Annotated in this window: 20 protein-coding genes and 1 riboswitch; of the genes, 12 read left to right on the top strand and 8 right to left on the bottom strand. The window is 61.5% G+C overall.

All coding sequences use genetic code 11. From position 1 onward, the window contains the following. Window positions 1–47 precede the first annotated feature (47 nt). Complete coding sequence (locus JAO82_RS09905) at window positions 48–794, top strand: WecB/TagA/CpsF family glycosyltransferase (protein WP_198686220.1); 747 nt, start codon at window positions 48–50, stop codon at window positions 792–794. Window positions 795–926: 132 nt separating this feature from the next. Here JAO82_RS09905 and JAO82_RS09900 read toward each other — a convergent pair whose 3' ends face one another. Further along, window positions 927–4,553 (bottom strand): translocation/assembly module TamB domain-containing protein, encoded by a 3,627-nt coding sequence (locus tag JAO82_RS09900; protein WP_198686219.1) that lies wholly within the window; start codon window positions 4,551–4,553, stop codon window positions 927–929. Further along, window positions 4,553–6,352 carry an autotransporter assembly complex protein TamA gene (locus tag JAO82_RS09895; RefSeq protein ID WP_198686218.1) on the bottom strand — a complete coding sequence of 600 codons (1,800 nt, stop codon included), beginning with the start codon at window positions 6,350–6,352 and terminating at the stop codon, window positions 4,553–4,555. The genes JAO82_RS09900 and JAO82_RS09895 overlap by 1 nt, the downstream gene beginning before the upstream one ends. A 213-nt stretch (window positions 6,353–6,565) precedes the next feature. Then, window positions 6,566–6,655: riboswitch (glycine riboswitch) on the top strand. Window positions 6,656–6,832: 177 nt separating this feature from the next. On the opposite strand from JAO82_RS09895, the gene gcvT reads away from it, so the two are divergent. From gcvT to gcvP, 3 genes are all read left to right on the top strand, one after another. Further along, window positions 6,833–7,957 (top strand): glycine cleavage system aminomethyltransferase GcvT, encoded by a 1,125-nt coding sequence (gene gcvT / locus JAO82_RS09890; RefSeq protein ID WP_198686217.1) that lies wholly within the window; start codon window positions 6,833–6,835, stop codon window positions 7,955–7,957. 33 nt (window positions 7,958–7,990) lie between these two features. Then, complete coding sequence (gcvH, locus tag JAO82_RS09885) at window positions 7,991–8,350, top strand: glycine cleavage system protein GcvH (protein ID WP_198686216.1); 360 nt, start codon at window positions 7,991–7,993, stop codon at window positions 8,348–8,350. A 131-nt stretch (window positions 8,351–8,481) separates the two neighbouring features. Beyond that, complete coding sequence (gcvP, locus tag JAO82_RS09880; RefSeq protein ID WP_198686215.1) at window positions 8,482–11,331, top strand: aminomethyl-transferring glycine dehydrogenase; 2,850 nt, start codon at window positions 8,482–8,484, stop codon at window positions 11,329–11,331. Between the two features lie 94 nt (window positions 11,332–11,425). Here gcvP and truA read toward each other — a convergent pair whose 3' ends face one another. Beyond that, the gene (gene truA / locus JAO82_RS09875; protein ID WP_198686214.1) at window positions 11,426–12,193 is read right to left on the bottom strand and encodes a tRNA pseudouridine(38-40) synthase TruA; all 768 of its coding nucleotides are present in this window, start codon (window positions 12,191–12,193) and stop codon (window positions 11,426–11,428) included. Window positions 12,194–12,301: 108 nt separating this feature from the next. Here truA and JAO82_RS09870 point away from each other — a divergent pair, with 108 nt between their 5' ends. The 6 genes from JAO82_RS09870 to JAO82_RS09845 all read left to right on the top strand — a co-directional run bounded on the left by JAO82_RS09870 (window position 12,302) and on the right by JAO82_RS09845 (window position 19,810). Continuing rightward, window positions 12,302–13,717 (top strand): YcjX family GTP-binding protein, encoded by a 1,416-nt coding sequence (locus JAO82_RS09870; protein ID WP_198686213.1) that lies wholly within the window; start codon window positions 12,302–12,304, stop codon window positions 13,715–13,717. Next, window positions 13,714–14,175, top strand: coding sequence for a GNAT family N-acetyltransferase (locus tag JAO82_RS09865; RefSeq protein WP_332872516.1), 462 nt, complete (start codon window positions 13,714–13,716; stop codon window positions 14,173–14,175). Before JAO82_RS09870 ends, JAO82_RS09865 begins: the two co-directional genes overlap by 4 nt. Further along, window positions 14,172–15,176 (top strand): YcjF family protein, encoded by a 1,005-nt coding sequence (locus JAO82_RS09860; protein WP_198686212.1) that lies wholly within the window; start codon window positions 14,172–14,174, stop codon window positions 15,174–15,176. The genes JAO82_RS09865 and JAO82_RS09860 overlap by 4 nt, the downstream gene beginning before the upstream one ends. Before the next feature lie 247 nt (window positions 15,177–15,423). Then, complete coding sequence (gene ileS / locus JAO82_RS09855) at window positions 15,424–18,336, top strand: isoleucine--tRNA ligase (RefSeq protein ID WP_198686211.1); 2,913 nt, start codon at window positions 15,424–15,426, stop codon at window positions 18,334–18,336. 87 nt (window positions 18,337–18,423) lie between these two features. Beyond that, a complete protein-coding gene (locus tag JAO82_RS09850; protein ID WP_198686210.1) occupies window positions 18,424–19,260 on the top strand; it encodes a DMT family transporter in 837 nt (278 codons plus the stop codon). 82 nt (window positions 19,261–19,342) lie between these two features. After that, the gene (locus tag JAO82_RS09845) at window positions 19,343–19,810 is read left to right on the top strand and encodes a hypothetical protein (RefSeq protein ID WP_198686209.1); all 468 of its coding nucleotides are present in this window, start codon (window positions 19,343–19,345) and stop codon (window positions 19,808–19,810) included. Window positions 19,811–19,822: 12 nt separating this feature from the next. Here the strand turns inward: JAO82_RS09845 and JAO82_RS09840 are convergent, their stop codons facing one another. The 4 genes from JAO82_RS09840 to fsa form a co-directional block, all read right to left on the bottom strand. Next, window positions 19,823–20,512: a CDP-alcohol phosphatidyltransferase family protein gene (locus tag JAO82_RS09840; RefSeq protein WP_198686208.1), complete on the bottom strand. Its 690-nt coding sequence runs from the start codon at window positions 20,510–20,512 to the stop codon at window positions 19,823–19,825. A 106-nt stretch (window positions 20,513–20,618) separates the two neighbouring features. After that, complete coding sequence (locus JAO82_RS09835) at window positions 20,619–21,539, bottom strand: tyrosine recombinase XerC (RefSeq protein WP_198686207.1); 921 nt, start codon at window positions 21,537–21,539, stop codon at window positions 20,619–20,621. Then, window positions 21,536–22,243: a DUF484 family protein gene (locus tag JAO82_RS09830; protein ID WP_198686206.1), complete on the bottom strand. Its 708-nt coding sequence runs from the start codon at window positions 22,241–22,243 to the stop codon at window positions 21,536–21,538. The genes JAO82_RS09835 and JAO82_RS09830 overlap by 4 nt, the downstream gene beginning before the upstream one ends. Before the next feature lie 85 nt (window positions 22,244–22,328). Further along, the gene (fsa, locus tag JAO82_RS09825; RefSeq protein ID WP_198686205.1) at window positions 22,329–22,982 is read right to left on the bottom strand and encodes a fructose-6-phosphate aldolase; all 654 of its coding nucleotides are present in this window, start codon (window positions 22,980–22,982) and stop codon (window positions 22,329–22,331) included. Window positions 22,983–23,044: 62 nt separating this feature from the next. Here fsa and JAO82_RS09820 point away from each other — a divergent pair, with 62 nt between their 5' ends. Together JAO82_RS09820 and JAO82_RS09815 are read left to right on the top strand one after the other, a co-directional pair. After that, the gene (locus tag JAO82_RS09820) at window positions 23,045–25,273 is read left to right on the top strand and encodes a primosomal protein N' (protein ID WP_198686204.1); all 2,229 of its coding nucleotides are present in this window, start codon (window positions 23,045–23,047) and stop codon (window positions 25,271–25,273) included. 131 nt (window positions 25,274–25,404) lie between these two features. Beyond that, complete coding sequence (locus tag JAO82_RS09815; RefSeq protein ID WP_198686203.1) at window positions 25,405–26,277, top strand: 50S ribosomal protein L11 methyltransferase; 873 nt, start codon at window positions 25,405–25,407, stop codon at window positions 26,275–26,277. 185 nt (window positions 26,278–26,462) lie between these two features. Here JAO82_RS09815 and JAO82_RS09810 read toward each other — a convergent pair whose 3' ends face one another. Continuing rightward, window positions 26,463–26,681, bottom strand: a complete 219-nt coding sequence (locus tag JAO82_RS09810; protein WP_198686202.1) for a DUF1127 domain-containing protein — start codon at window positions 26,679–26,681, stop codon at window positions 26,463–26,465. Window positions 26,682–26,742 lie beyond the last annotated feature (61 nt).

The raw sequence follows: 26,742 nt of genomic DNA, 5'->3' as shown, positions 1-26,742 counted from the left end.
CGGTTACAGGTAAAGCTACCTCTCATGTGAAGAACCGGAGCCAAGCATTGCAGTTCAGCTTTCACGATCAGACGATCCGGGTCAATATTCCCGATTGGGCGGCGCTTGAAACTGCATTGAAGGCCCGTCTGGGGACGCGTCAGGGTTTTGCGTTGGCGACAGTCAATCTGGACCATCTGGTCAAGATGCGGAACTCGCCGGAATTTGCCAAGGTCTATGCAGGCCACGATTATGTGGTCGCCGACGGACGGCCCATTGTTGCGCTGTCCCAGCTTGCGCACCGCCCGGTACAGTTGCTGCCGGGATCGGATCTGGTGATCCCACTTTGCCACATGGCGGCTGCGGCGGGCGCGAAAGTGGCGCTGGTTGGGAGCACCGAGATGGCGCTGGAGGATGCCCGCGAGGTGCTAAGCGCGCAGGTTCCGGGGCTTGATGTACAGTTGTGTATCTCGCCCTCGGTTCCATTTGATCCGGAAGGCATCGAGGCGGCGAAGATTCTGCAGCGGCTGGAAGACGAAGGTATCGGGCTCTGCCTGCTGGCACTGGGCGCGCCGCGTCAAGAGGCGCTGGCGCTGCGCGGGCGCGCTCTGGCTCCGAGCGTCGGGTTCGCCTCGATCGGGGCGGGATTAGATTTCCTTGGCGGACATCAGCACCGCGCGCCGCGCTGGATGCGGCGGGTGGGTCTGGAATGGCTGTGGCGGGCGCTGTCCAGCCCGCGCCGCCTGATCCCGCGCTATGCAGCTTGCGCCGCGATTCTGCCGCGCGAAATCGCACATGCGCGACGTCTGCGTTGAGCGCCAGTTCCGCATATACGCAAAAAACTGACGATCTGACGCAGGTCGCCGCGGTTATTTTTACCCGACTGCGGCGACCCCTCTGAACAAACGCTCACGCAAAGCCCGCGCGTATCGGGCGCAAACCTAGGGTCAATAATCACGTTCAAAGAACAGGCCCAGCGACGTGTCGCCGGTATTGTCGGCCATCCCCTTGACCGTGAAGCTTTCGGTCACGTCAAAGTTCAGGTTGATTTCGGTTTCGCCCTGCGCGTTGACCGAGAATTCGGTGTAGACGGTGTCAGATAGATAGTTGCCAACGCCCACTTGCCCGGACCCGCCAGCGTCGGTGCCGATATCGAGCTGGTCCAGCCCTAGGTTTTCGCGCAGACGGCTCATGAAACCGCCGCCCTTGCCGCCAAGGGTGGCCAGCGACGACGCCAGTTGCGCAATCTTGACCGGCGAGAGCGAAGTGAACTCATCGCCGAAAACCAGCATCGCCAGCGCCTCTTCGCTGGGCCGTTCGGGGTCGGAGGTGACCTCGATAACAGGCGAGTCGAGCGCGCCCGAGATCAGCAAGGTGGCTGTGCCTTCCGAGGTCGAGGTGCTGGCCGAGAAGTCCATCACTGGCTGTAACCGGCCCTGAAGCGTGATCAGGCCGCGGTCCAATTGCAGCCGCCGGCCGAGAATGTCGAAAGTGCCGCGCAGCAGTTCGACTTGCCCCGACGGCACGACATTTTCCGTGGTTCCGCCGACCCGGATGCCGCCACCCAGTTCAGCTTGCAATCCGCGCCCACGCACGAAGATACGGTTGGGCGCGTCCAGTTGCAGGTTCAGATTATAAACCGGGCCATCGCCACCATTGCCCTTGTTGATTAGGCCCGCATAATCAAGCGTGCGCCGCGCTGCGGCGGGTTGACCGATATGTCGGATCGACGGAAGCGGCGCCGCACCCACGGCTCCGGAAAGCGCGGCAATATTGATTTCAGTCTCGCCAAAGATAATCCGGCCCGACAATGTGCCATTCCCCAGCAGCGGACCGTCAAAAGCAAGCTGGCCATCGGCGACAGATTCCAGACTGACATTATCCGTCAGGACCAGTTGGTTCAGTTGCATCGATAGATTGGCGTCAAGCGGTGGGGTCAGTTCGATCGGCCCGCTGACGCGGAATTGCCCTCCGTCACGCAGCCCCCCCGTGACGTTGATCTGCGCGCTTGCATTGGCCAGTTGTACTGTCGCATTGATGTCGTTCAGCGTCGTGGCCGCAGCGGGCAGGGCGACGCTGGCCCCATTGGTGCTGATCGTGCCACTGAGCGCCTGCAGTGAAGGTTGGCCCTTCAGCGACAGGTCGAACCGCGCCAGACCGCGCGCCGAGTTGGGGGACATGAAACGGTTTGCCGCAGCGAGTTGCAGCTGACCTGTGGCGTTGATGTCAGCGTTCAAATCGGTCTCGTTCAGGGTTCCATTCACCCGCGCCGCAATGCCGGCCGGGCCCGTGGCATTCGTGTCGATGCGCCATGTCGTGCCGTTACGCTGGGCGCTGCCCTTGGCCGTCACGGTTCCCGGCGCCTCGGGCACGAACCGTTCAAAGCGCTTCACTGCCGCGTCGAATTGCAGATCGGCGCTGCCGTCAGGTTCGATCATGCCCGTCAAATCGGCAAAAGATCCGCTCGGGCCATCCAGTCGTGTCGCGACCTGCCACAGTGAACCGTCTGCGCTTTTCGCGCTGCCCGTGGCGGTGACTGTGCCCCTGATTTCGGGCACGAAGCGTTCGAATTGTGTCACGGCAGCGTCGAATGTCACGTCACCGCTGCCATCGGTGCTGTAGCGACCATTGAGGTTTGCAAACGCATCGTTCGGACCCGTGGCCCGGACGGTCCCAGTCCAGTCTGTCCCCTCGTGTTTCAGGTCGCCCTTTACCGTCAGTGGGCCCGAAACTTGAGGCACCACGCGCGCCAGGTCGTCCAAACGGGCGTTGAAGGTCAGGGTGCTGTCTTCGGTGCGCAGATCCGCCTGCGCTTGGGCGTTGAGCGCGGTCCCGTCGATCTGGAACTGCGTGATCCGCATACCGCTTTCATCGCGCACCGCATCCAGTGCCAGGTCGGTTTCGCCCGTGATCAGCGGGTCAAGCTGGTCAATGTCCGCACTCAGATCCTGCGCTTTCGCGTTGAGAGAGATGTCAAAGAAACCGCCCAATGGTGCGCCGTCACCAGTTAGCGTGACCTTGATCGCGCCGCCGAGCGGACGCCCTGCCAGTCCCGAAAACCGAGACAAGTCGCTTGCGGTCACCTCGGCGGAGCCGTCAATCTGAAAACCGCTGCTCAGCCCGTCGATTTCGCCGGACAGGATGGCCGCGTAATCGGTCCCCGCAAGGCGGAAGCCGCGCAGGTTTAGGGCGTTTTTGGCCGGTCGGTCAAAGCGCCCGGTCAATACGATATTTTCACCAACTGCGCGGTTCAGGTCTGCGTCGTTCAGGTCCAACCCCTCAAGCGCGGCATTGACCTGCCCCCGAATATCCAGCCCTTGGCTTTGATCCAAGGTGCCATCAGCGCTGATTTCGGCACGACGCAATTCCAGATCGGGGCGGCCCAGCCCATCGATCGCCAGTTGCAGCATCCATTCCTTGGCGGGTCCATCAACCCGCGCCGCGATATTGGCACTTTGAATGGTGGTCGCCGGGCCCGAGATCGGCAGCACCACGGAATCACCCTGCGGCGGCGTGATGCGGCCCTCTAGGACGACATTATCCAGATTACCGCCCGCTGCGATATCAAGTGCACCCGTCAGGGTCAGCGCATTCGATTCAATGTCGAAGTTCTTGACCGCCACAGTGCCGTCCGCATCGCTGCGCCCGGATAGGTCAAGCCGCGTTTCGGTCCCAAAAAACGTGTGATATTGCGCCGCCATCAGCGGTGTCACATCGCCTGCAAGCTGCGCCTGAAAGGCGATGCTGTCGCGCTGGTCGGAGTCATCAAGCGCATCCGGATCGGGCACGCCGCTCAAATTGACCTGTCCCGATAGCCGATTCTGTCCGTCTGAAGCCAGCGCGATATCGGCGGTAAAATCGCTCACCGGTCCCTGTCCTTTTGCGCTAAGACGCAGGGCAGGGGAGTCGGGGATACTGAGCAATTGCGACAGCAGCCCATCTTGCTCCTCTTCCGCCACCAGATCCAGCGTGATTTCACTGGATTGGTTGCTGTACCCCGCCGTCAGTTCAATCCGGTCCGAGGTCCGGTCAAGTCGGGCGATATTCAGCTGTGACTCGAGCGCGCCCTCGGCCAGCGACAAGGTTCCATCAACCGACAGATCGGCAGCAATGCCGACGACCGGTTCGGCCAGTTCCAATCGCCCAACAGACAATTCGCCGATACGGACCGCCACTGGCAATTCCGGCAGGCGAAACGGTTGCGCCTCGGGTGTGGGGAGTTCAGGGTCGGGCTCCACCGGGGTCGGGGGGCGGGCGACGATAATTTTTTCGGCACTTAAGGTTTTTACCGAGAAATTGCGCCGTAGCAGTGCCAGCCGGCTCCAGTCCAGCACCGCGTTGTTGATTGTGAGCCAAACGCCATCGTCATCCGCGATGGTAATTTGTTCGATCGTGGCGCGCGAACTTAACGCACCCTTCAACCCGACCACATGGATATAGCGGTTGTCGCTGGACAGCAGGTCTTCAAGCAGATTGACGACAAAGCCCCCCGGCTCTTCGGTTTCAACCTCTTGCGCGGCCAAGGGAGCGGCGAGCCACGCCAGAAAGCCCAGAACAAATGCCAGTATCCGCATCAAAATGCCTGCCCTATACCGAGATAAAATTGCAATCCGTCATTGGTGTCACCGCTGACCGGCACCGCGAGATCCAGCCGCAGTGGACCAAGCCCACCCAGATCGTAACGCATACCAAGCCCTGCACCGGCATGGTACGGCGACCCCGAGCTGACGAACTGGCTGCTGTCGACCGCGCCGATATCATAGAACCCGACGAGCGAGATTTTTTCGGTGATCCGCCCGCGTACCTCGGCCGATGCCGTCAGCAATGACCGCCCGCCGGCGATCTGCCCGCCGACCGGAACGCCCAGCGACAGATAGGGTTGGCCTCGCACGGTGCCTGCACCGCCGGAATAGAACAGATAGTCAGGGGAGATCTCGGAAAGCGACGGTCCGAGAACGGACCCCATCTGCACCCGCGCCGCAAGGACGATCCGGTCGGATTGTCCCAGACTGTAGTAGCCACGGGCATCGGCAAGAATATGCGCCCCGGAAGCAGAGCCTGACACGTCGAGGAACGGTGTCACTCCGGCCTCCAGAAAAAAGCCTTCTGTCGCGTTCACCGGATTGTCACGGCGGTCCCATTGCGCCTTGAGCGGTAGCGTTATCAAATCAAAATCACGATTATCGCCGAAGGCGTCGTCGGCCCTGCTTTTGCCAAGCTGGAGCGATGCCTCGGCCCACAGATCATCGGAAAAAACGCGCCGCACCCCGGCACCCACGTAAAGCTGGTTCAGCGAGTAATGAGGTTTGTTTTGTTGTTCCAGTTCGAAGATGTAAAAGACGCTATCGTCTGGTCCGAGTTTCGCCGGCTGATCAAGACGCAACAGAAAAATACCGTCGATATCGTCATCGCCGCCGATATTGCGCAAGCGCCCCTCAAGGCGCAGACGTTCGGCCGCGCCCCAAAGGTTGCGGTGCATCCATGCCGCCGAAAGCTCAACCCCGCTGCGCGACGAGATTTCAGCGCCAAATGAAATTCGGCGCGGCTTTTGGTCTTCTACGTTGACGTCAAAATCCAAGGTGCCATCGCGGTTGGGCTGTTCGGCCTCGCTGAGCGCGACTGCAGAAAAAGCGCCGGTGCGCCGCAGCCTTGTTCCGACGCGCTGGATTTGCTTGGGGCTGTAGACCTCGCCCTCGGGGAACCCGGCGATCCGACGGATCGCTTCGCGCCGCACCGCAGACTCACCGGTGATTATCATGCGGCCAAACCGCAACTCAGGCCCCGGCAGCAGGACAATTTCGGCATCGAGAACGCTTTCAGGATGGTTGGCGACGATGCGCTGGTCGCCAACCTGTGCCTTGGCGTGGCCGATTTCGCGCCAGCCATCGACGGCAGCCCCGGCTGCGTCGCGGATCGCGCCGGTGCTGGCCGTTTCGCCCGAGGCGAATGTCTTCGGAAGTTTGGTATCGGCAGCCAGAGGCGCGACCTGCGCGCGTCCAAATTGGAAGACCGGCCCGGATTGCACGGTTATGGCAATCGTATCAACGCGAGCCGGCGGGCTGAGGGGCGGGATTGTCGCCGCCTCGCGCCCGTTGACCGCGATGCGCACCACGGGGCTGAAATAGCCGTTGTCGTACATTACTTGCACCATCGTGCGGTAATCGGCGTTTGCCGCCGCCAAAAGCTCCTGCACGGTGGTCAGATTGTGGGTTTCCGCCGTCATCACGGACGAGGCCGCTTTCAACCGCTTGGTCAAATCATCCGGTGCTCCGGGCGCGGTCAGGCTCACATCCGCCGCCTGTGCCCAGGCGGGCAGCGTCGCAAGCAGTGTGAAAGTCAGCGTCCGAATCGCTCTGGGAAATCCGGATAACATGAGTCGATTCGCCTGTGTCACATGCTGCCTTTCAAATCCTGTGGCGCTGCCATTGTCGTTACTTATCATGAGAGTGCAGCCTCGTTAACCGGTAAAGCAACCTTTTCGAAGAACATTCCAGCCACCTCTGCACGTTGACAAGCGCCGGCGACACTTTCCGACGAGTGCGGACGCGATGGGGCTTCACATGCGCCCAATTGCGCCTTATGTATACCGATGCATGCGGGAGAACCGGGCTTGAAATCCGGTGCCGAAGGAGCAACCGCCCCGGAAACTCTCAGGCTCAGGGACCGCAGGCACGATACGAACTCTGGAGAGTGGTGTCTGTGGGCACCCGCCGAAGGGATAACGATCTCAGGCGCAGAAACAGAGGGGGCACCTAACCCATGCGCGCGATGCGCAGCCAAGCCGAGGTGCCGAATGTATCAATTATATCGTCAAACCATCTGCCCAGATGTAGTTGCCTGACGGGGTGCGTTTATGAGTGACCTATTGAAAACACCACTGTTCGATCTGCATCATGAGCTGGGCGGGAAGATGGTCGGGTTCGCGGGCTATGACCTTCCGGTGCAATACAAACCCGGCATTATGGCAGAACATTTGCACACCCGCGAAAAGGCCAGTCTGTTTGACGTCAGCCATATGGGGCAGGTGATCCTGTCGGGCGCACCATTCGCGCAGCTCGCTGCGGCGCTTGAGACGCAGATGCCGATGGATGTGGCCGGGCTGGGAGAAGGGCGGCAGCGCTATGGGTTTTTCACCAACGCGGACGGCGGTATTCTGGACGATCTGATGTTCGCCAATCGCGGCGACCATATTTTGCTGGTGGTTAACGCGGCCTGCAAGGCTAAGGATATTGCCCGCCTGAAGTCTGCGCTTGAGCCCGATGTTACGGTCAGCGAGATTACCGACCGCGCCTTGCTGGCGCTGCAGGGGCCAAGCGCCGAGGCGGTGCTGACCGCGTTCGATCCGGCAGCTGCCGGGATGCGGTTCATGGATATTCGCAATCTGACAGTGCAAGGTGCCGAAGCGTGGGTGACGCGCTCGGGCTATACTGGCGAGGATGGCTATGAGATTTCGCTGCCTGTCGCTAAGGCCGAAGCTTTTGCGCGCGCCTTGCTGGCAAATGCGGATGTGCAGCCCGCCGGTCTGGGGGCGCGCAACTCGCTCCGGCTTGAGGCCGGGTTGTGCCTTTATGGCAACGACATTGATGAGACCACCCTGCCGGGCGAGGCGGGACTGGGCTGGGCGATCCCAAAGCTGCGTCGCCGTGATGGCGCACGTGCAGGCGGGTTTCCCGGTGCAGAGCCAGTTCTGCAGCAATTGGAGCAGGGACTAGCGCGCAAACGTGTCGGACTGCGCCCCGAGGGGCGCGCGCCGATGCGCGAGGGAGTTGCGCTATTTGCTGATGAAACTGGCGACGAGCCGGTCGGCCGGATCACCTCGGGTGGGTTCGGGCCCAGCGTCGGCGCGGCTATTGCCATGGGGTATGTGGCGAGCGATCTTGCCAGCCTCGGGACACGGTTGTACGGCGATTTACGCGGCAAGCGATTGCCGATCGAGGTCGTGGCGCTGCCCTTCGTGGCACCGGGACAAAAACGTTAACACTGAATTGAACAGTCCAAGGGAAAGAGACCGATGAAGTTTACCGAAGAACATGAGTGGCTGCTGGAAGAAGATGATCTGATTGTGGTCGGCATTACCGAACACGCCGCAGAGCAACTTGGCGATGTGGTTTTCATTGAGCTGCCCGAAGTGGGCACCGAAGTTGTCCGCGATGACGAGGTCGCAGTGATCGAAAGCGTCAAGGCAGCCAGCGATATCATGTCTCCGCTTGATGGTGAGATCGTTGAGGTGAACGAAGCTCTGGCCGAGAATCCGGGATTGGTTAACGAAGATGCCCAAGGCAATGCTTGGTTTTTCAAGATCCGTCCCAGCGATCTGGGGCCGATGGAGGATTACATGGACGAGGCCGCTTACAAGGATTTCGTGTCCTGAACCTTAGTTGCCTGCACAGCACTCAGATCGGGGCTGTGCAGGCTGAAAGCCGGTCTTTCAGGGGGAGTTTTAAAGTTCAAACGAGGCGGCAAGTACTCCGCCTTGATAGCTGTATGAGATGGGGGCAAACCATGCCGTTTCAACCGACTGACTACCTGCCATATGATTTTGCCAACCGTCGCCATATCGGGCCTTCTGAGGACGAGATGGCGAAGATGCTGGAGATTGTGGGGGCCGAAAGCCTTGATGAGTTGATCGAGTATACGGTTCCCCGCGCGATCCGGCAGGACACGCCGCTAGAGTTCGGCAAGGCCAAATCCGAACGCGACCTGCTGCATCACATGCGCATGACCGCGAGTAAAAACCGGGTTCTGACCAGTATGATCGGTCAAGGCTATTACGGCACGGTGACGCCGCCAGCGATTCAGCGCAATATTCTCGAAAACCCGGCTTGGTACACCGCCTATACCCCCTATCAGCCCGAGATCAGTCAGGGGCGGCTTGAGGCGTTGCTGAATTTCCAGACCATGGTCAGCGATCTGACCGGACTGGAAATTGCCAATGCCTCGCTGCTGGACGAAGCAACAGCGGCGGCCGAGGCGATGACCATGGCGCAACGGATTTCCAAATCGAAGGTCGGGGCGTTTTTTGTCGACCGCGACTGTCATCCACAGACCATCGCGGTGATCCAGACCCGGGCCGAGCCACTGGATATCAAGGTGATCGTTGGTGACCCGGACGAAATGGACGCCGAAGCCGTATTTGGAGCGATCTTCCAGTATCCCGGCACCTATGGGCATCTGCGTGATTTCACCGAGCAGATCGCGGCCTTGCACAGCGCCAAGGCGATCGGGGTGGTGGCGGCTGATCTCATGGCACTGACCCTGCTGAAAGAGCCCGGCGCAATGGGCGCAGATATTGCCGTTGGCAGCACCCAGCGATTTGGTGTGCCGATGGGCTATGGCGGGCCGCATGCCGCCTATATGGCAACGCGCGAACAATATGCCCGCTCGATGCCGGGGCGGCTGGTCGGGGTTTCTGTCGATGCACATGGCAATCGCGCCTATCGGCTGAGCTTGCAGACCCGTGAACAGCATATCCGCCGCGAAAAAGCGACAAGCAATGTCTGCACCGCGCAGGCGCTGCTGGCGGTGATGGCGGGGATGTATGCGGTTTTCCACGGCCCCAAAGGGTTGAAGGCGATTGCTCAGCGGATCCACCGCAAGACGGTGCGTCTGGCTCAGGGGCTTGAACAGGCAGGGTTCGTGGTCGAACCGGACAGGTTCTTTGACACCATCACCGTTGATGTCGGCCCGCTGCAGGCGGCGGTGATGAAATCGGCGGTGGACGAGGGGATCAACCTGCGTCGCGTCAAGGACACAAGCGTCGGCATCAGCCTGGATGAGTGCACCAGCCCCGCCGATATCGAAGCCCTGTGGCGCGCCTTTGGCATCGTGCGACTGGATGACGGCTTTTCGCCCGAATACAGGTTGCCAGAAAGCTTAATGAGAACAAGCGAATACCTGACGCATCCAATCTTTCACATGAACCGCGCTGAAACCGAGATGATGCGCTATATGCGCCGTCTGGCGGATCGCGATCTGGCCTTGGATCGGGCGATGATTCCCTTGGGATCTTGCACGATGAAGCTGAATGCGGCCGCCGAGATGATGCCCATCAGTTGGCGCGAGTTTGCCAATTTGCATCCATTCGCGCCGCGCGATCAGGCGCAGGGCTATCACGAGCTGATCGAAGATCTGTCAGCCAAGCTCTGTGCGATCACCGGTTATGACGCGATGTCCCTGCAGCCCAACTCGGGGGCACAAGGCGAATATGCCGGGCTTTTGGCCATTGCGTCATGGCATCGCGCCAACCGGCAGGGACATCGCAATATCTGCCTGATTCCCAATTCTGCCCATGGCACCAATCCCGCCAGCGCGCAGATGGTGGGCTGGAAGGTGGTGCCGGTGCGCACGGCCGAGAATGGCGATATCGACCTGCAGGATTTCCGCGCCAAGGCGGAAAAATATTCCGACGCTCTGGCCGCCTGTATGATCACCTATCCCAGCACCCATGGCGTGTTCGAAGAGACCGTGCACGAGGTTTGCGAGATCACCCATGAACATGGCGGGCAGGTCTATATCGACGGTGCCAATATGAACGCGATGGTCGGTCTGGGCCGCCCCGGCGATTTGGGCGGCGATGTCAGCCACCTGAATCTGCACAAGACCTTCGCCATTCCTCATGGCGGCGGCGGACCGGGCATGGGGCCGATCGGCGTCAAGAAACATCTGATCGAACATCTGCCCGGCCATCCGGAAACCGATTCAGAGCAAGGGCCGGTCTCGGCAGCGCCCTATGGCAGTGCGTCGATTCTGGCGATTTCCTGGGCCTATTGTCTGCTGATGGGAGGTGACGGGCTGACTCAGGCGTCCCGCGTCGCGATCCTCAGCGCCAACTATATCGCGCGTCGGCTGGAAGGGGCCTATGACGTGCTTTACAAGGGGCGCACAGGTCGTGTGGCTCATGAATGTATTCTCGACACCCGGCCCTTCGCAGAGAGCGCCAATGTGACCGTGGACGACATCGCCAAGCGCTTGATCGACAACGGATTTCACGCGCCAACCATGAGCTGGCCGGTGGCCGGGACCCTGATGATCGAGCCGACGGAAAGCGAGACCAAGGCCGAGATCGACCGGTTCTGTGATGCGATGCTGGCGATCCGCGAGGAAATTCGCGCCATCGAGACTGGTGAAATGGACCGCGAGAACAACCCGCTGAAAAACGCGCCGCACACGATGGAAGATCTGGTCCGGGAATGGGATCGCCCCTATTCGCGCGAACAGGGCTGTTTCCCTCCGGGGGCGTTCCGGGTCGACAAATATTGGCCGCCGGTGAACCGGGTCGACAATGCCTATGGCGACCGCAATCTGGTTTGTTCTTGCCCGCCGATGGAGGATTATGCCGAAGCGGCAGAGTGACACGACTGTGGCGGGCTTTGGCCCGCCACAACCCGCGATTGACCAGTTTGCTAGGGGAGATCGGCTTCGTCGCGCAGGCCTTGTGCCATATGCCTTATGCAAAAGGGTCGTCGGGATAGGTTGCGGCGGCGAGGTACAACCCATGGGGCGGGCAAACCGGCCCGCAGGCCGCGCGGTCACATGCGGTGAGCGCCTTTTGGACATCGTGCGGTTTCCATGCACCGGCACCGACTCGTTCCAGAGTGCCGACGAAGCTGCGCACCTGATTGTGCAGGAACGAGCGGGCACGGAGATGGAAATGAATCTCGGGACCAGAGAGCCCTTCGAAGCGCTCGATGCGCAGTTCATCCAGCGTCTTGACCGGGCTGGCCGCCTGACAGATGGACGCGCGAAAGGTGGTGAAATCATGGCGACCAAGCAGGAAATCCGCGCCTTCCTGCATCGCTGCGGCATCAAGTTCGTGCGCGACTTGCCAGACCTGACCGCGATCATGGGTGGCAGGGGCGCGGCGCATCAGGATACGAAACAGATAGCGTCGTTCGATCGCTGAGAAACGCGCGTGCCAATCATTTGCCACGCGCACACAGGCGACAATAGCGACTGGCGCAGGTTTCAGGTGGTGATTGAGCGCCTCGGAAAGGCGGAACGGATCCCAGTCGCGGGTCAGATCACAATGGGCGACTTGGCCCAAAGCGTGAACCCCGGCATCGGTGCGCCCGGCGGCGGCGATGGTATGTGGCCCCGGTTCCAGCCGCGCCAGCGCAGATTCGATGGCTGCCTGAACCGAGGGCTGGTCCTTCTGGCGCTGCCAACCGGCAAAGGGAGCGCCGTTATATTCGATTTTGAGGGCATAGCGGAACATGGTTTTGGCTGGTAGCGCGCTGCGGAAAGCGGGGCAAGCTCCTTGATACTGGCATCCCGCCGCCGTGAACCTTATCTTGAGTCCAAAGGCACGCGAAGGGGCGGCGAATTGGTCATTACAACATTTGCCGACACGGTGGTGCGCGGGATCGAAACAGTGGGCGACAGGGTGTCGGAAACCCTGTTCGAGCCGGTGGTCCGGCTGGGCGTGACCGGGCTTGCGCGCTCGGGAAAGACCGTTTTCATTACGTCACTTGTGGCCAATCTGATCGACCGGGGCCGCATGCCGGGGCTGGTTGCCGCGCAAGAGGGCCGGATCGAGGCGGCCTTCCTGCAACCGCAGCCTGACGACACCGTGCCGCGATTTGACTATGAAACCCATCTGACCGCGCTCACGGGGCGTCCGCCGCACTGGCCCGAAAGCACCCGCGCGATCAGCCAGTTACGCCTCTCGCTGCGGGTGCGCCCTTCGGGGTTGCTATCGGGCTTGCAGGGGCCGCGGGTGGTGCATCTGGATATCGTGGACTACCCCGGCGAGTGGCTGCTGGATTTGGTCCTGCTTGAAAAATCCTATGCGGAATGGTCCGCTGAGACTCTGGCACGGATTGCAACGCGCGATGAAGCAGCTGATTTCGTTGCGCTGGCACGGCGTCAGGACAGTACCAAAACGCTGCAAGAAACCGAGGCGCAGACGCTGGCCCATGGCTTTACCGCTTATCTGCGCGCCGCCCGCGATGCCGGGCGATATGACTGCACGCCGGGGCGGTTCTTGTTGCCGGGCGATCTCGCGGGATCACCGGTCTTGACCTTCGCGCCTCTCCCCGAACCCGCGCGCGCGCCGCGACGGTCGCTCTGGCGCGAGATGGAGCGGCGCTTCGAAGCCTATAAGGCGCAGGTGGTCAAGCCGTTTTTTCGCGACCATTTCGCCCGCATTGATCGGCAGGTCGTGCTGGTCGATGCGCTGGGTGCGATCCATAAGGGGCCGCCCGCGGTCGAGGATATGCGCGCTGCCATGGCCGATATTCTTGGCGCGTTCCGCCCCGGTCGCAATGCCCTGCTGACGCGGTTGCTGCGGGGTCAGCGGGTCGAAAAAATCCTGTTCGCCGCGACCAAGGCCGACCATCTGCACCATACGCAGCACGCGCGACTGGCCGCCATCATCGAGGCCTTGATGCAGCAGGCCCGCGAGCGCGCCCGCTTTGCCGGGGCCAAGACCGAAGCGATGGCCATTGCCTCGTTGCGGGCCACAACCGAAGAGGTGCGCACCCATGACGGGCGCGCGGTGAACTGCGTGCGCGGCACATTGCTCGACAGTGGCCGGCAGGCGGCGTTTCATCCCGGCACCTTGCCCGAAGATCCGGGGCAGTTGCTGGGACCGGCGCGGGCTGGGGCCCCACATTGGCTGGATGCCGACTATCAGGTGATGAATTTTGCACCCGCGCGGCTGACCCTGAAACCGGGTGAGGGGCCGCCGCATATCCGGCTTGACCGCGCCGCCCAGTTCCTGATCGGTGATCGACTGTGAGCGGGGGCACTGATATCATATTGCGCGGTGCGCGGCCTTTGGATGCGGGCGCATTGGGCGCGATCCTGTGGGACTTTCAAGATCAGACGGACTGGATGCCTGATCTCTATTCAGAAGCGCAAACCATCGCGTTTTGCAGTATGATGAGTGATCGGGGCTTGATCACGGTTGCGGAGCGAAACAGCACGGTGATCGGGTTTCTGGCGCTGGAGCGAGAGTATATCCACGGGCTCTATCTTGACCGGACAGCGCGCGGGCAGGGGGTGGGCAGGCTGCTGATTGATCATGCCAAAACGCGCGCCGAACGTCTGGAATTACGGGTTGCGCAGCACAATGCCACCGCGAAGCGCTTTTACCGCCTTGCCGGTTTCAAAGAGGTCGCACGCGGCGATGGGTCAGCGAATGATGAAAACCTTCCCGATGTCCATTTCGTCTGGCGCACGGAGGTAATGGCATGACCAAAGGCCCGATCCTGATCGACCTTGAAGGTAGCGCCGAACCGCAAGCCGACGTTGCCGCCGCGCCACCGGTGCCGGACCTGTCGGAACCCGCGCTAAACGGACAGGCGATGCAGATCGCGGCTCGGCTTGCCGCCCGGCGTCCTTCGCGTTTGGCGCGCTGGTTCTGGACCTTGGCGGGGGCTGTGGTCACGGCGGCGGTTTCGGTCACTGCGTGGGATTTCGCCATGTCATTGCTGGCGCGGATGCCGCTGCTGGGCGGGGCAGTGGCCGTGGCACTTGCGGCGCTGGCGCTGGTGGTGGCGCTGATCATCCTGCGCGAGATCGTCGCGATCGGGCGATTGACCCGGCTCGACAGCCTGCACCGGGCCGCTGACACCGCGTTGGCGCAAGAAGACCTAACGGCTGCGCGGGAGCTGACCGAGCGCCTGACCGCGTTCTACAAAGGCCGCGAAGAAACGCGTTGGGGCCGTGAGCGGCTTGCTGAACGTGCCGACGAACAGTTCGATGCCGCTGGCCTGTTGGCGCTGGTCGAGGCCGAGTTGCTGGCCCCGCTTGATGCTGCCGCCCGCCGCGAGGTCGAAGCCGCCGCGCGGCAGGTCGCCATCGTCACGGCGCTGGTGCCGCTGGCGCTGGCGGATGTGACCGTCGCCTTGGTGGCCAATTTGCGCATGATCCGCCGGGTCGCGGCGATTTATGGCGGGCGATCGGGATTGATCGGCAGTTGGCGCCTGACGCGCGCGGTATTTGCGCATCTGGTTGCCACCGGCGCGATCGCGGTTACCGATGATTTCCTGGAACCGGCCCTGGGCGGCTCGCTGCTCAGCAAATTGTCGCGGCGCTTTGGCGAGGGGCTGGTCAATGGCGCGCTGAGCGCCCGCGTCGGTGTCGCCGCAATCGAGGTCTGTCGCCCACTGCCGTTTGCCGGGCAAAAACGCCCTGCGGTCCGTGCCATTATCCGCCGCGCACTGGCGGGGCTAGTGTCGAACAAGGCCGGGTGATCGATTCGCGGATGTGGGTTTTGGCCAACAGGTGAGACGGCACAGACGCATCGGGAAACAGGGCGCACAGAGTCGGTCTTTACCCCGCGCTTGCCTGCGCCTATAACCCGACCCATGCGTCACGCAAGCCTTGGCATTCTTCGAATTACGACCCCGGCGCTCTGATCTTCCGAGCCGCCGGGACAAGGTGTTTGAGCCATCGCACCGACCACCATCTCCGACATTGCCTATCCAAAGGACGCCAACCATGTGCGCAGATACGACCACCCCAGCAGTTGACTACAAAGCCACCCTGAACCTGCCAAAAACCGCGTTTCCGATGCGGGCGGGTCTGCCAAAACGGGAACCGGACTGGCTGGCCCGTTGGGAGCGGATCGGCATCTATGACCAGCTGCGCGACCGGGCTGAAGGGCGTGCTCCGTTCACGCTGCATGACGGCCCGCCCTATGCCAATGGCAACCTGCATATCGGCCATGCCCTGAACAAGATCCTCAAGGATTTCATCGTGCGCAGCCAGCAGATGATGGGGCGGGATGCGCGCTATATCCCCGGTTGGGATTGTCACGGCCTGCCGATCGAGTGGAAGATCGAAGAGAAATATCGCGACAAGGGCCGCGACAAGGATCAGGTGCCGGTGATCGAATTCCGCAAGGAATGCCGCGACTTTGCCAGCCATTGGATCGGCGTCCAGCGGGATGAATTCAAGCGTCTTGGCGTGACCGGAAATTGGGCCGATCCCTATCTGACGATGGATTTCCACGCCGAACGGGTGATCGCCGAAGAGTTCCAGAAATTCCTGATGAACGGCGTGCTGTATCAGGGCAGCAAGCCGGTGATGTGGTCGCCGATCGAAAAGACCGCACTGGCCGAGGCCGAGGTCGAATATCACGATAAGGAAAGCTTCGCGATCTGGGTGCGCTTTCCGGTCGCGGGTGCCGAGGGCACGCCGCTTGATGGTGCCGATGTGGTGATCTGGACCACCACCCCTTGGACAATACCCAGCAACAAGGGCGTCGTTTATCATCCCGACATCGCCTATGGCCTGTATCAGGTAACGGAAGCACCCGAGGACAATTGGGTGAAGCCCGGTGACAAGCTGTTGCTGGCCGACAAGCTGGCCGCGGATTGCTTCGCCAAAGCGCGGGTTGATGCCTATGAGCGTCTTGGCGATGCCGGAGATCTTTCGGCGCTGAAAGTGCGCCATCCCTTCGCCGGGATCGAAGGCGGGCAAGGCGAATGGGACCAGCCGCGCGATTTCCGCGCCGCGCCTTTCGTCACTGACGAGGACGGCACCGGATTCGTGCATTGCGCGCCCAGCCATGGGATGGACGAATACGAGCTTTATCGCGACGCGGGTATGCTGACCGAAGTGCTGACCTACAATGTGATGGATGACGGCTCGTTCCGCGAAGACCTGCCGCTGTTCGGCGGCAAACGGATTCTCAAGCCGAACGGCAAGGAGGGTGACGCCAACAAGGCGGTGATCGACAAACTGGCCGACGTGGGCGGCTTGCTCGCACGAGGCAAGATCAAACACTCCTATCCCCATAGCTGGCGGTCCAAGGCGCCGGTGATCTATCGCAACACGCCGCAATGGTTTGCCGCCATCGACCGCGACGTGGAAGACGGGCAGGACAGCTATGGCACGACGATCCGCGAACGGGCGTTGACCAGCATAGACGAACTGGTGACCTGGACGCCCAAAACCGGGCGCAACCGGCTCTATTCGATGATCAAATCGCGCCCCGATTGGGTGCTGAGCCGGCAACGCGCTTGGGGCGTGCCGCTGACCTGTTTCACGAAAAAGGGCGCGCTGCCAACCGACCCGGAATTCCTGCTGCGCAACGCCGAGGTCAACGCCCGTATCCTTGACGCCTTTGAGGCCGAAGGTGCGGATGCGTGGTATCAGGACGGCGCGAAAGAACGGTTCCTTGGCGGTGTCGTCAATCCCGAAGACTACGATCAGGTTTTCGATATTCTTGACGTGTGGTTCGATTCCGGGTCGACCCATGCCTTCGTGCTGCGCGACCGCCAAGACGGCAGTGATGACGGGTTGGCCGATCTGTATCTGGAAGGCACCGACCAGCATCGCGGCTGGTTCCATTCTTCGATGTTGCAGGCTTGCGGCACGATCGGGCGCGCCCCTTATCGCGGTGTTGTGACCCATGCCTTCACGCTGGACGAGAAGGGCAACAAGATGTCCAAATCGCTCGGCAACACCATTGAACCGGAACAGGTGGTCAAGCAGTACGGGGCCGATATCTTGCGGCTTTGGGTGGCGCAGACCGATTACGTTCACGACCACCGCATCGGGCCGGAAATCCTGAAAGGTGTGGCCGACAGCTATCGGCGCTTGCGCAACACAATCCGGTTCATGCTGGGCTCATTGGCGGATTTCAGTGAAGGCGACCGGGTCGAACCCGCCGACATGCCGGAACTGGAGCGCTGGGTCTTGCATCGCTTGTCCGAACTGGATCAGGCTGTCCGCGAGGGCTATGAAGCCTATGATTTCCAAGGCGTGTTCCAGAAAGTGTTTAACTTTGCCACGCTGGACCTGTCGGCCTTCTATTTCGATATCCGCAAGGATGCCCTGTATTGCGACGGCGACACGCCGCGCCGCCGCGCCGCGCGCACGGTGCTGGATATCCTGTTCCACCGCCTGACTGGCTGGCTGGCACCAATTCTGGTGTTCACCATGGAAGAAGTCTGGTTGGAGCGGTTCCCCGGCGACGATAGTTCGGTGCATCTGACCGATATGCCGGACACCCCTGCCGACTGGCGCGATGAGCCATTGGCCGAGAAATGGGCCGCAATCCGTCGGGCCCGCCGAGTGGTGACCTCGGCGCTGGAAGTGCAGCGCGTGGACAAGGTGATCGGTGCCAGTCTGGAAGCGGCCCCGGTTGTGCATGTACAGGACGCGGAGATGCTGGCGGCGCTGAAATCGGTTAATTTCGACGATATCTGCATCACCTCGGATCTGTCCCTGACCGCCGACCCCAGCCCGGCCGAAGCGTTTCGCATGCCCGAGGTGGACGGTGTGGGCGTTGTGTTCGAAAAGGCCGAAGGGCAGAAATGTCAGCGCTGCTGGAAGATCCTGCCGGACGTGGGCAGTCACGCGCATGAAGGTGTTTGCGGGCGCTGTGAGGAGGCATTGGACTGAGCCTCTACTGCTGGGTCGCTGATCTTTTCTAAGTGGCGCGATAGATAGGCACAATGCGACCGCGCGAACGCGATCTGGGACAGTTTAATGTCAGTTTTTGTATTTGGTTCCGTTGTCTTAGCGGCTTTTCTTCATGCAGCATGGAACGCGCTGATCAAGGGAGCGCGTTCCAAGGCGAACGGCGCTTTAACATTGGTTCTGGTGCAGGGCGTGATGGGCGCCCTCATCGCCTCCACGCAGCCGTGGCCTGCCGGCGAGGTCTGGCTGTGGTTGCTCGGCTCGGGGCTGTTTCACACCTTTTACATCCTGTTTCTGGGGCGCGCCTATGAGCAAGGCGATCTGAGCCGAGTTTATCCCATCGCGCGCGGTGCGGCACCGATGATCGTCACATTGATCAGTGCCGCCGTGCTGCTCGACCGGATCGCGCCGTTTGAATATTTCGGCATCTTCGTGCTTGGCCTTGGTGTGGCGATTATGGCGCAGGGGGCGTTTCGCAACAATGAAAGCCGGAGATTGGTGCCGCTGGCCTTCGGCTCGGCGCTGATGACGGCGGGCTATTCCCTGGTCGATGGCTTGGGCGCACGGGCGGCGGGGGATCCAACACAATATGTCGCCTGGCTGTTCGTGTTGAACGCGCTGTTCTATTTGCCGATCAGCCTGTGGATGGGGGGCCGGGCGGTGCTGCCGCGCTCGCGCGGTGAATGGGGGCGGGGGACGGCTGCGGCCGCAGCGTCTTACGGCGCCTATGCAATCGCTGTTTGGGCCATGACCGAGGCCCCTATCGCATTGGTGGCGGCGCTGCGCGAAAGCTCGATCCTGTTTGCGGTGCTGATCGGCTGGCTGCTGTTTCGCGACCGCATGGATGCGCCCAAGGCGCTGGCCGCGGGAATGATCGTTTTCGGTATGGTGTTGACGCGGATATAGCCGCTTGTGCGTCAAAACCAATTGCAATCGCGCGCGATGCGGATCACGCTGATGGAAACATCGGGCCGCAAGGAGACGACCATTGTCAGATTCGCAAGATCGTGCCGCAATCAAGCAATCTGTCCGTGACAGATTGCTGTCTCTGGAAGAAGAGGCGCTGGCCGCCGCCAAATCGCATTACGAAAGCTTCCTCAAGGATGCGGTGATGGATCGCCGCGAAAGCCACGACAAGGACGAGATGGCCGACGCCCGTGAAAGCGCCGATCTGGCGGCCGCCTTTGATGCGCCGGTCTATACCCACCAAGCCAAGATCGACGCCATTGAAAACACCGATTTCAGCCCGACCGACACTGTCGGTCCGGGGGCGGTGGTGTCGTTCAATGGCCGCAATTTCGTGGTTATCACGTCGACGTCGAAATTCGACTGTGGTGGCAAGACCTATATGGGGATCTCGACGCAAAGCCCGATCTATCGTGTAATCGAGGGGCTAAAAGCCGGCGATAGCTTTAGCCACAATGGGCGGACCTACACGCTTGAAGATGTGATCTAGGTCGGGACGCGCTCAGGATTCCGGAATCAGCTGTTGCACGATGCCGGCAAAGGCCAGATAGAGGCTGGTCACCACCAGCCCCCAATGCGCCCAGCTTTCGGGGTGGAAATCGACCCACGCCGCCCAGCCCGCGAAAAAGGTCCAGGCGATGGCGATGGGCAGGGACAGGGCGCGCCAGCGGACCGTGCGCACAGGGTGGATGAATTTCAGCGGCAGGAACATCGCCACCGACAACCCGGTGACTAGGGCCAGAGTGACCCAGAAATTCGGCTCAAGCGCGAAGACCACCAGTATGAACATGTTCCAGCACCCCGGGAAGCCGTTGAAGGAATTGTCCTTGGTCTTCATCCGTGTGTCCGAGAAATACATCACGCTGGCGAAGGTGATGACAATGATCGCAACCCAGCCGGTCCAGCCGTCCATCAGACCGGACTTGAACAGGGCAAAGGCGGGAATGAACACATAGGTCAGATAGTCGATGATCAGGTCCATCAACTCGCCATCGAAGGCCGGCGCATTGCGTTTGACGTGGTAGCGGCGGGCCAATGGGCCATCGGCGCCATCAACGGCAAAGGCGACGATCAGCCATAGGAACATCAGCCCCCATTTCTCATCGGACGCGGCCAGCATCGCGAGCATCGCGAAAACGGCGCCAGTTGCGGTCAACAGGTGGGTGGCAAGAGCTTTGAGCTGGGCTGTCATGTGCCTGTCATTGGTCGGGTTTTCTGAAAAGTGCAATCGGATATGCGCGTCGCGGGGGGTGGAGCCTCCGGCGGGGGTGTTTTTCAACCAGAAAGAAGCCGGAATGTCACGCTTTGGGGTGGGTGCGGTCATAAATCTCCATCAGGCGGGCGGTGTCGACGGCGGTGTAGGTTTGGGTCGTCGACAGCGAGGCGTGGCCCAGCAGTTCCTGGATTGCGCGCAGGTCGCCACCGGCGGCGAGCAGATGAGTCGCGAAACTGTGGCGCAGAGCATGGGGCGTGGCGGTGGCGGGCAGGCCAAGCTGCATCCGCGCCTCGGCCATGGTGCTTTGAATGATCCGCGGCGAGAGCCGACCACCGCGTACACCGCGAAACAATGGGTCGGCGGCGCGCATTGGGTGCGGGCATAGGTCGAGATAGGTGCCAACGGCATCGCGCGCGACCGGGAGCACCGGTATGATCCGTTCCTTGCCGCCCTTGCCGGTGATGCGCAAGGTAGCAGGTAAGGGGACATCGGCGGCCGTCAGCCCCAATGCCTCGGAGATGCGCAGGCCGCAGCCCCAGAGCAGGGTCACCACTGCGACATCGCGCGCTGCAACCCAAGGGTGGCGGGCTTGCAGTTGGACGGTGTCAATCACCGCCTGTGCGGCATCCTCGCTGAGGGGGCGGGGCAACTTTCGTTCGAATTTTGGCGCCCGGGTGGAGAGAACCGCGGTGGGTTCGAACCCTTCCCGCGCCGCCAGCCAACGATAAAAGGATTTTACCGCCGAGAGTTTGCGCGCCAGCGAGCGCGAAGAAATCTTATCAGAGCGCGCGCGGGCCATCCAGGCGCGCATATCCGCAACGGTGATCCGCTCCAGGGCACCAAGCCCCTGTGACTGTCCTTTGTGGACGGTCATGAAGGCCAGAAAATCGACCACGTCGCCGTGATAGGCGGTCAGCGTGTTCTCGGCCGCCCCGGCAAGTGCGCGCTGGCCCTCCAGCCAGCGCTGGAGCGCGTCGCGGCAGGCCGGCGAGATCAGGATCAAGACAGCCAGTGCCGCATTGAGCGCTCGAAAACGCCGGCGAAGAAACCCAGCAAATCGGTGCCCTGTTGCGGCATGAACTGTTCCGGATCTTCGGACCCCATCACGAGCAGTCCGGGCAGACGACCCGGACCAAAATCAAGTCTGAGGCAGGCCTCGGACCCGATGCGGCCAGAGGCCGGGCCGTGCATCCGCTCATTGGCACCGTGTACCGGGCGCAGAGTTACCTGACGATTGGTGCCGCTGCGGCCATTGGCAAGATAGCTGTTGATAAACCCGGGTTCGACCACGGTCAGCGCGCCGCCCAGATGCTCGACCACCGGATCGCTGTCGTTCTGCGCTGATTCCAGCGCCAGCGTGACCGCATCGACGTTCAGGATGTCGGCGACTTCACCGCGCAGATTGCCCAGGAAATCCTCGAACTCCAGGGGGTCCAACATGCGCAGGATGGCCCGGTGAATCTGATTGGTGCCTGCCAGATTGTCATAGGCGGCAGCGATCACCGACCGATGGGTATCTTCGAGGCGGTCCAGCCGCGCCTCAAGACGCTCCATTGCGATGCCCCGCAGGTCGATGATATTGCTGCCCATCGCCTTTTCATTGGCGGCAATCAGGGCGTGCATCACGTCTTGATCGTCAAGTATCGCATCGGGCTTGGCGAGTATCGCCTTGCGTAAGGTATCGTTGAATTTCGGGCTACTGCTCATTCACGGCCTCTTGCTGTTTTGGATGGTCTTGTATCACAGCCATTATGGGTTTCGCCCGAAAAATCGGACCCGACAGAAACTACGTTTACAGGATATTCTGTCCGGTCTTTTTCCAGTCTTTCAGGAAGGCGTCCAAACCTTTGTCGGTCAGCGCATGGTCAGCCATTTTCTTGATGATTTCGGGCGGCGCAGTGATAACGTCGGCACCGATAAGCGCGCTTTCGGTGACGTGGTTTACGCTGCGGATCGAGGCGGCGAGAATCTGGGTTTCAAAGCCGTAATTGTCATAAATCGTGCGGATGTCCGAGATCAGTTCCATCCCGTCAAGATTGATGTCGTCCAGGCGCCCGACAAAGGGCGAAATGAAGGTCGCCCCGGCCTTGGCGGCCAGAATCGCCTGATTGGCTGAGAAACACAGCGTAACATTAACCATGTTGCCTTCATCGCTCAGCACGTTGCACGCTTTCAGCCCGTCCCATGTGAGCGGAACCTTTACGGCAATATTGTCAGCAATTTTCGCCAGTTTGCGCCCTTCGGCGATCATCGCCTCGGCGTCGGTGGCGACCACCTCGGCAGAAACTGGACCGTCAACAAGATCGCAGATTTCTTTCGTAACTTCGACAATGTCGCGGCCTGATTTCAGGATCAGAGATGGGTTGGTGGTGACGCCGTCGACCATTCCCAGATCGTTGAGTTCGGCAATGGCGTCGATTTCGGCGGTATCAACAAAGAATTTCATCGGGCAAGCTTTCTGTGATGGGTTGGCCTTGTCTAGTCTAGGCCTTTATCTGATGGAGCGAAATGCTGGAACCCCTGAAACGGAAAGGCGGCGACGTGACTTTGCCCGATTTTTATGACGAAGGCACGCTGGTCGGGGTGCTGACCACGCAGCCATTGAACCGGGTGCTGGATTACCGTGCTCCCGAAGGCGGTTGCCATCTGGGGGCTTTTGTCGAGGTGCCGCTGGGCCCGCGCAAGGTTTTGGGCGTGGTCTGGGGAACGGGCAAGGGCGACTTTGATGCTACGAAGATTCGCGCAGTCATACGGGTGCTGGATGTCGCCGCAATGCGCGACGAGATGCGGGTGTTTCTGCAACGCGCTGCCGATTACACGTTGACGCCGCTGCCCGCAATGTTGCGGCTGGCCACCCGCGCGCCGGGCTTGGCGGATCCGCCATCCATGCGCCGGATCTATCGACGCGGGCAGGGCCGGCCCGCGCGGATGACCGATGCCCGCGATCGGGTTCTGACAGCGCTGGAAGATCACGGCGGGCTGGCCTTCACGCTGAAGGAACTGGCCGAACTGGCGGGGGTGACGCCTTCGGTGGTTAAAGGGTTGGTCCCCTCGGGCGCGGTGCGCGAGGAAGACAGCCCGCGCGATTTGCCGTTTCCGCATCTCGACCCGACACGGCCGGGCAAGGCGTTGACCGAGGATCAGGCGGGCGCGAGCAATGTCTTGCGCGACGGGCTGCGGGCGGGCGGTTATGGTACGACCTTGCTGAAGGGGGTGACCGGATCGGGCAAGACTGAAGTTTACCTTGAAGCGGTGGCCGAATGTCTGGCGCAAGGCCGGCAGGCGCTGGTGCTGTTGCCCGAGATTGCGCTGACCGCGGAATTCCTGACCCGCGTCGAGGCGCGGTTCGGCGCACGGCCGGCGGAATGGCATTCGGGGGCCACCATGACCGAGCGGCGCCGGATCTGGCGCATGGTCGGGCAGGGCAGGGCGCAACTGGTGGTGGGCGCACGCTCGGCGCTGTTTTTGCCCTTTCGCGAGCTGGGTTTGATCATCGTCGATGAGGAACACGACAATTCCTACAAACAGGAAGAAGGGGTTTTATATAATGCCCGCGACATGGCGGTGCTGCGCGCAGCGATCTGCGGTGCCCGGGTGGTCTTGGCCAGCGCCACGCCCAGTCTGGAAAGCTGGGCCAATGTCGAAGCCGGGAAATATGCCAAGGTGGAATTGACCAGCCGGTTCGGCGAGGCGGTGTTGCCAGACATGGCCACCATCGACATGCGCGCCGAAAAGATGCCGGCTGCAAGTTGGATTTCGCCCAGCTTGCGAGATGCGGTGCGCGCACGCCTGAAACTGGGCGAACAGGCGATGCTGTTTTTGAACCGGCGCGGCTATGCGCCGGTGACATTATGTCGGGCTTGCGGACAGCAGGTCGGCTGCGATCATTGCGACGCGCGCATGGTCGAGCACCGGTTTCTGAAGCAGCTGATGTGCCACCAATGCGGCGAGACGCGCCCGATTCCCAAGACCTGTCCGTCTTGCGGGGCCGAAGACCGGCTGGCGCCGGTCGGCCCTGGGGTCGAGCGGCTGGCGGAAGAGGCAGCGGCGCTTTTTCCCGAGGCGCGTATCGCGACGCTGAGTTCGGACCTGTTCGGCTCGGCCCGTGCTTTAAAAACGGCGATTGAAGAAATTGCGGCGGGGGCTGCCGATATTGTCATCGGCACGCAATTGGTGGCCAAGGGGCACAACTTTCCTCTGCTCACCTTGGTCGGGGTGATCGACGCCGATCTGGGCTTGCAAGGCTCGGATCTGCGCGCGGCAGAACATACTTTCCAATTGATGCGGCAGGTGGCTGGGCGCGCGGGCCGTGCCGAGCGGCCTGGGATTGCGTTGTTGCAGACCTTCCAGCCCGAACATCCGGTCATCCGGGCCATTCTGGCGGGCGACGAAGACGGATTCTGGCGCGCTGAGGCGCAGGCCCGCCAAAGCGCTGGCGTGCCGCCCTATGGGCGCATGGCCGGGATTATCCTGTCGGGCACGCAGATGCAGCAGGTGTTTGATGCGGGTAACACGCTGGCGCGCAATGATGGGGCGCTGCGCAGTATTGGCGCGCAGGTTTTCGGCCCGGCACCGGCCCCGATCGCCCGGGTCCGGGGCCGGCACCGGGTGCGGCTGCTGGTCAAGGCTGACAGGCGGGCCCCGTTGCAGGAGGCGTTGGCACGCTGGATTGCGCCGTTGCGGTTGAGGGGCGATTTGCGGCTGGCGGTCGATATCGACCCACAGAGTTTTTTGTGAACGGTGCATCAAAGAGTTTTTTGCCTCCGGCGGGGATATTTCGAGCAAGAAGAAAGCCGGGACCGCGCGCGCCAACTTGACCTCAGCGCGTGCCGGCCATAGGCGCTGAGGAACAAAAAGAGGAGGCAGCGATGCCAACATTCACGGCCCTGACCACCCTGACCGGACAAGCTGCCGGCGAGCGACTGGGCGCTGCGATGGAAAAGCTTGAGCCAACGCCGACTGGTGTTGGTGTGTTCGAGGTTGAGGACGGTTCCGGGTTGTGGGAGGTGGGCGGCTATTTCACCGAACACCCGGATGAGATCGCGCTGGATCTGCTGGCGGCGGCCCATGACGCCCGTCCGTTTACCGTGTCTGAACTGCCCGAAACCGATTGGGTCGCCCATGTGCGGCGCGAATTGGCGCCGGTGCAGGCCGGGCGGTTTTTCGTTTATGGCAGTCATGACGCCGACAAGATCCCCGAGGAGTGTGTACCCCTTTTGATCGAGGCGGCGATGGCCTTTGGCACCGGCCATCATGGGACCACCCTGGGCTGTCTGCGGGCGCTGGATCACTTGCTCGAACAGGGAGTGGACGCCGCTCGGGTTGCGGATATCGGGTGCGGGACGGCGGTTTTGGCGATGGCAGCGGCCCGAGTCTGGGATGCAACGGTGCTGGCCAGTGATATCGATGCGGTCGCTGTCGAGGTGGCGCAGGCCAATCTGGTGGCAAACGGCATGGAAGGACGTGTGACCTGTCTGGAAGCGGCCGGGTTTGATCATCCTGAACTGGCGCGGCATGCCCCGTATGAATTGATCTTTGCGAATATCCTCAAGGGTCCGCTGGTGGCGCTGGCCCCAGATGTGGCGGCCAACCTTGCGCCGGGCGGGTATGCGATTCTGTCGGGTCTATTGAATGAGCAGGCCTCAGAGGTCGCTGCCGTTTACGCAGAAAATGGCATTGATATCCTGTCCGACACCCAGATCGGCGACTGGACCACATTGCTCTTGTCCAAACCCGCATAAATACTGCCAAGATACGGCAGGGCATTGCAACACCGCCCGAGCTTTTCCCTGGCGGTGTTGTCTGGTCGGGTTTTGCATCGACGGTTATCGGACCTCAGCTTGGGTCAGCCCCGCAGCCTCTTGCTGCCCCGCCCGCGCGGGCACGACGTTCGTGAAGTGGGCTGCCGCAAACATACCGATAGATTTTAGCGGGTGCGTTTTCCCGTCGCGATGATCTCGATCTCGCTGCGGGCAATGCCGATATCCGCGAGCTCTCGGTCGGAAAGCGCATTGAGAACTTTGCGAGTTGACCTTGCGTCATTCCAGGCTGCGATACGACCGAAAAGGGTTGTAAAAACGGCGCTGGAACGGCCAGTAAGACCGGGCGCGCCATAGGTGGTACGGGTGGTGTCAAAAGCGGCCATATCCAGATCCTTTACTGTTTGTGCGCCCGAGCGCTGCGTGTCACATGAATCGCAGTTAGCC

Origin of the sequence: Pontibaca salina, assembly GCF_016307205.1 — a bacterium.
Classification (GTDB): Bacteria; Pseudomonadota; Alphaproteobacteria; order Rhodobacterales; family Rhodobacteraceae; genus Pontibaca; species Pontibaca salina.
Note: the sequence above shows the minus strand (reverse complement) of the source record. Positions and strands in the feature narration are given on the sequence as shown.

Bases quoted from the DNA above. Each gene is read 5' to 3' on its own strand.
- JAO82_RS09850 (WP_198686210.1), top strand. From the start codon at position 18,424: ATGTCAGTTTTTGTATTTGGTTCCGTTGTCTTAGCGGCTTTTCTTCAT.
- JAO82_RS09820 (WP_198686204.1), top strand. From the start codon at position 23,045: ATGCTGGAACCCCTGAAACGGAAAGGCGGCGACGTGACTTTGCCCGAT.
- truA (WP_198686214.1), bottom strand. From the start codon at position 12,193: ATGTTCCGCTATGCCCTCAAAATCGAATATAACGGCGCTCCCTTTGCC.
- gcvH (WP_198686216.1), top strand. From the start codon at position 7,991: ATGAAGTTTACCGAAGAACATGAGTGGCTGCTGGAAGAAGATGATCTG.
- JAO82_RS09810 (WP_198686202.1), bottom strand. From the start codon at position 26,681: ATGGCCGCTTTTGACACCACCCGTACCACCTATGGCGCGCCCGGTCTT.
- fsa (WP_198686205.1), bottom strand. From the start codon at position 22,982: ATGAAATTCTTTGTTGATACCGCCGAAATCGACGCCATTGCCGAACTC.
- JAO82_RS09860 (WP_198686212.1), top strand. From the start codon at position 14,172: ATGACCAAAGGCCCGATCCTGATCGACCTTGAAGGTAGCGCCGAACCG.
- ileS (WP_198686211.1), top strand. From the start codon at position 15,424: ATGTGCGCAGATACGACCACCCCAGCAGTTGACTACAAAGCCACCCTG.
- gcvT (WP_198686217.1), top strand. From the start codon at position 6,833: ATGAGTGACCTATTGAAAACACCACTGTTCGATCTGCATCATGAGCTG.
- JAO82_RS09900 (WP_198686219.1), bottom strand. From the start codon at position 4,553: ATGCGGATACTGGCATTTGTTCTGGGCTTTCTGGCGTGGCTCGCCGCT.
- JAO82_RS09895 (WP_198686218.1), bottom strand. From the start codon at position 6,352: ATGTTATCCGGATTTCCCAGAGCGATTCGGACGCTGACTTTCACACTG.
- JAO82_RS09840 (WP_198686208.1), bottom strand. From the start codon at position 20,512: ATGACAGCCCAGCTCAAAGCTCTTGCCACCCACCTGTTGACCGCAACT.
- JAO82_RS09815 (WP_198686203.1), top strand. From the start codon at position 25,405: ATGCCAACATTCACGGCCCTGACCACCCTGACCGGACAAGCTGCCGGC.
- JAO82_RS09830 (WP_198686206.1), bottom strand. From the start codon at position 22,243: ATGAGCAGTAGCCCGAAATTCAACGATACCTTACGCAAGGCGATACTC.
- gcvP (WP_198686215.1), top strand. From the start codon at position 8,482: ATGCCGTTTCAACCGACTGACTACCTGCCATATGATTTTGCCAACCGT.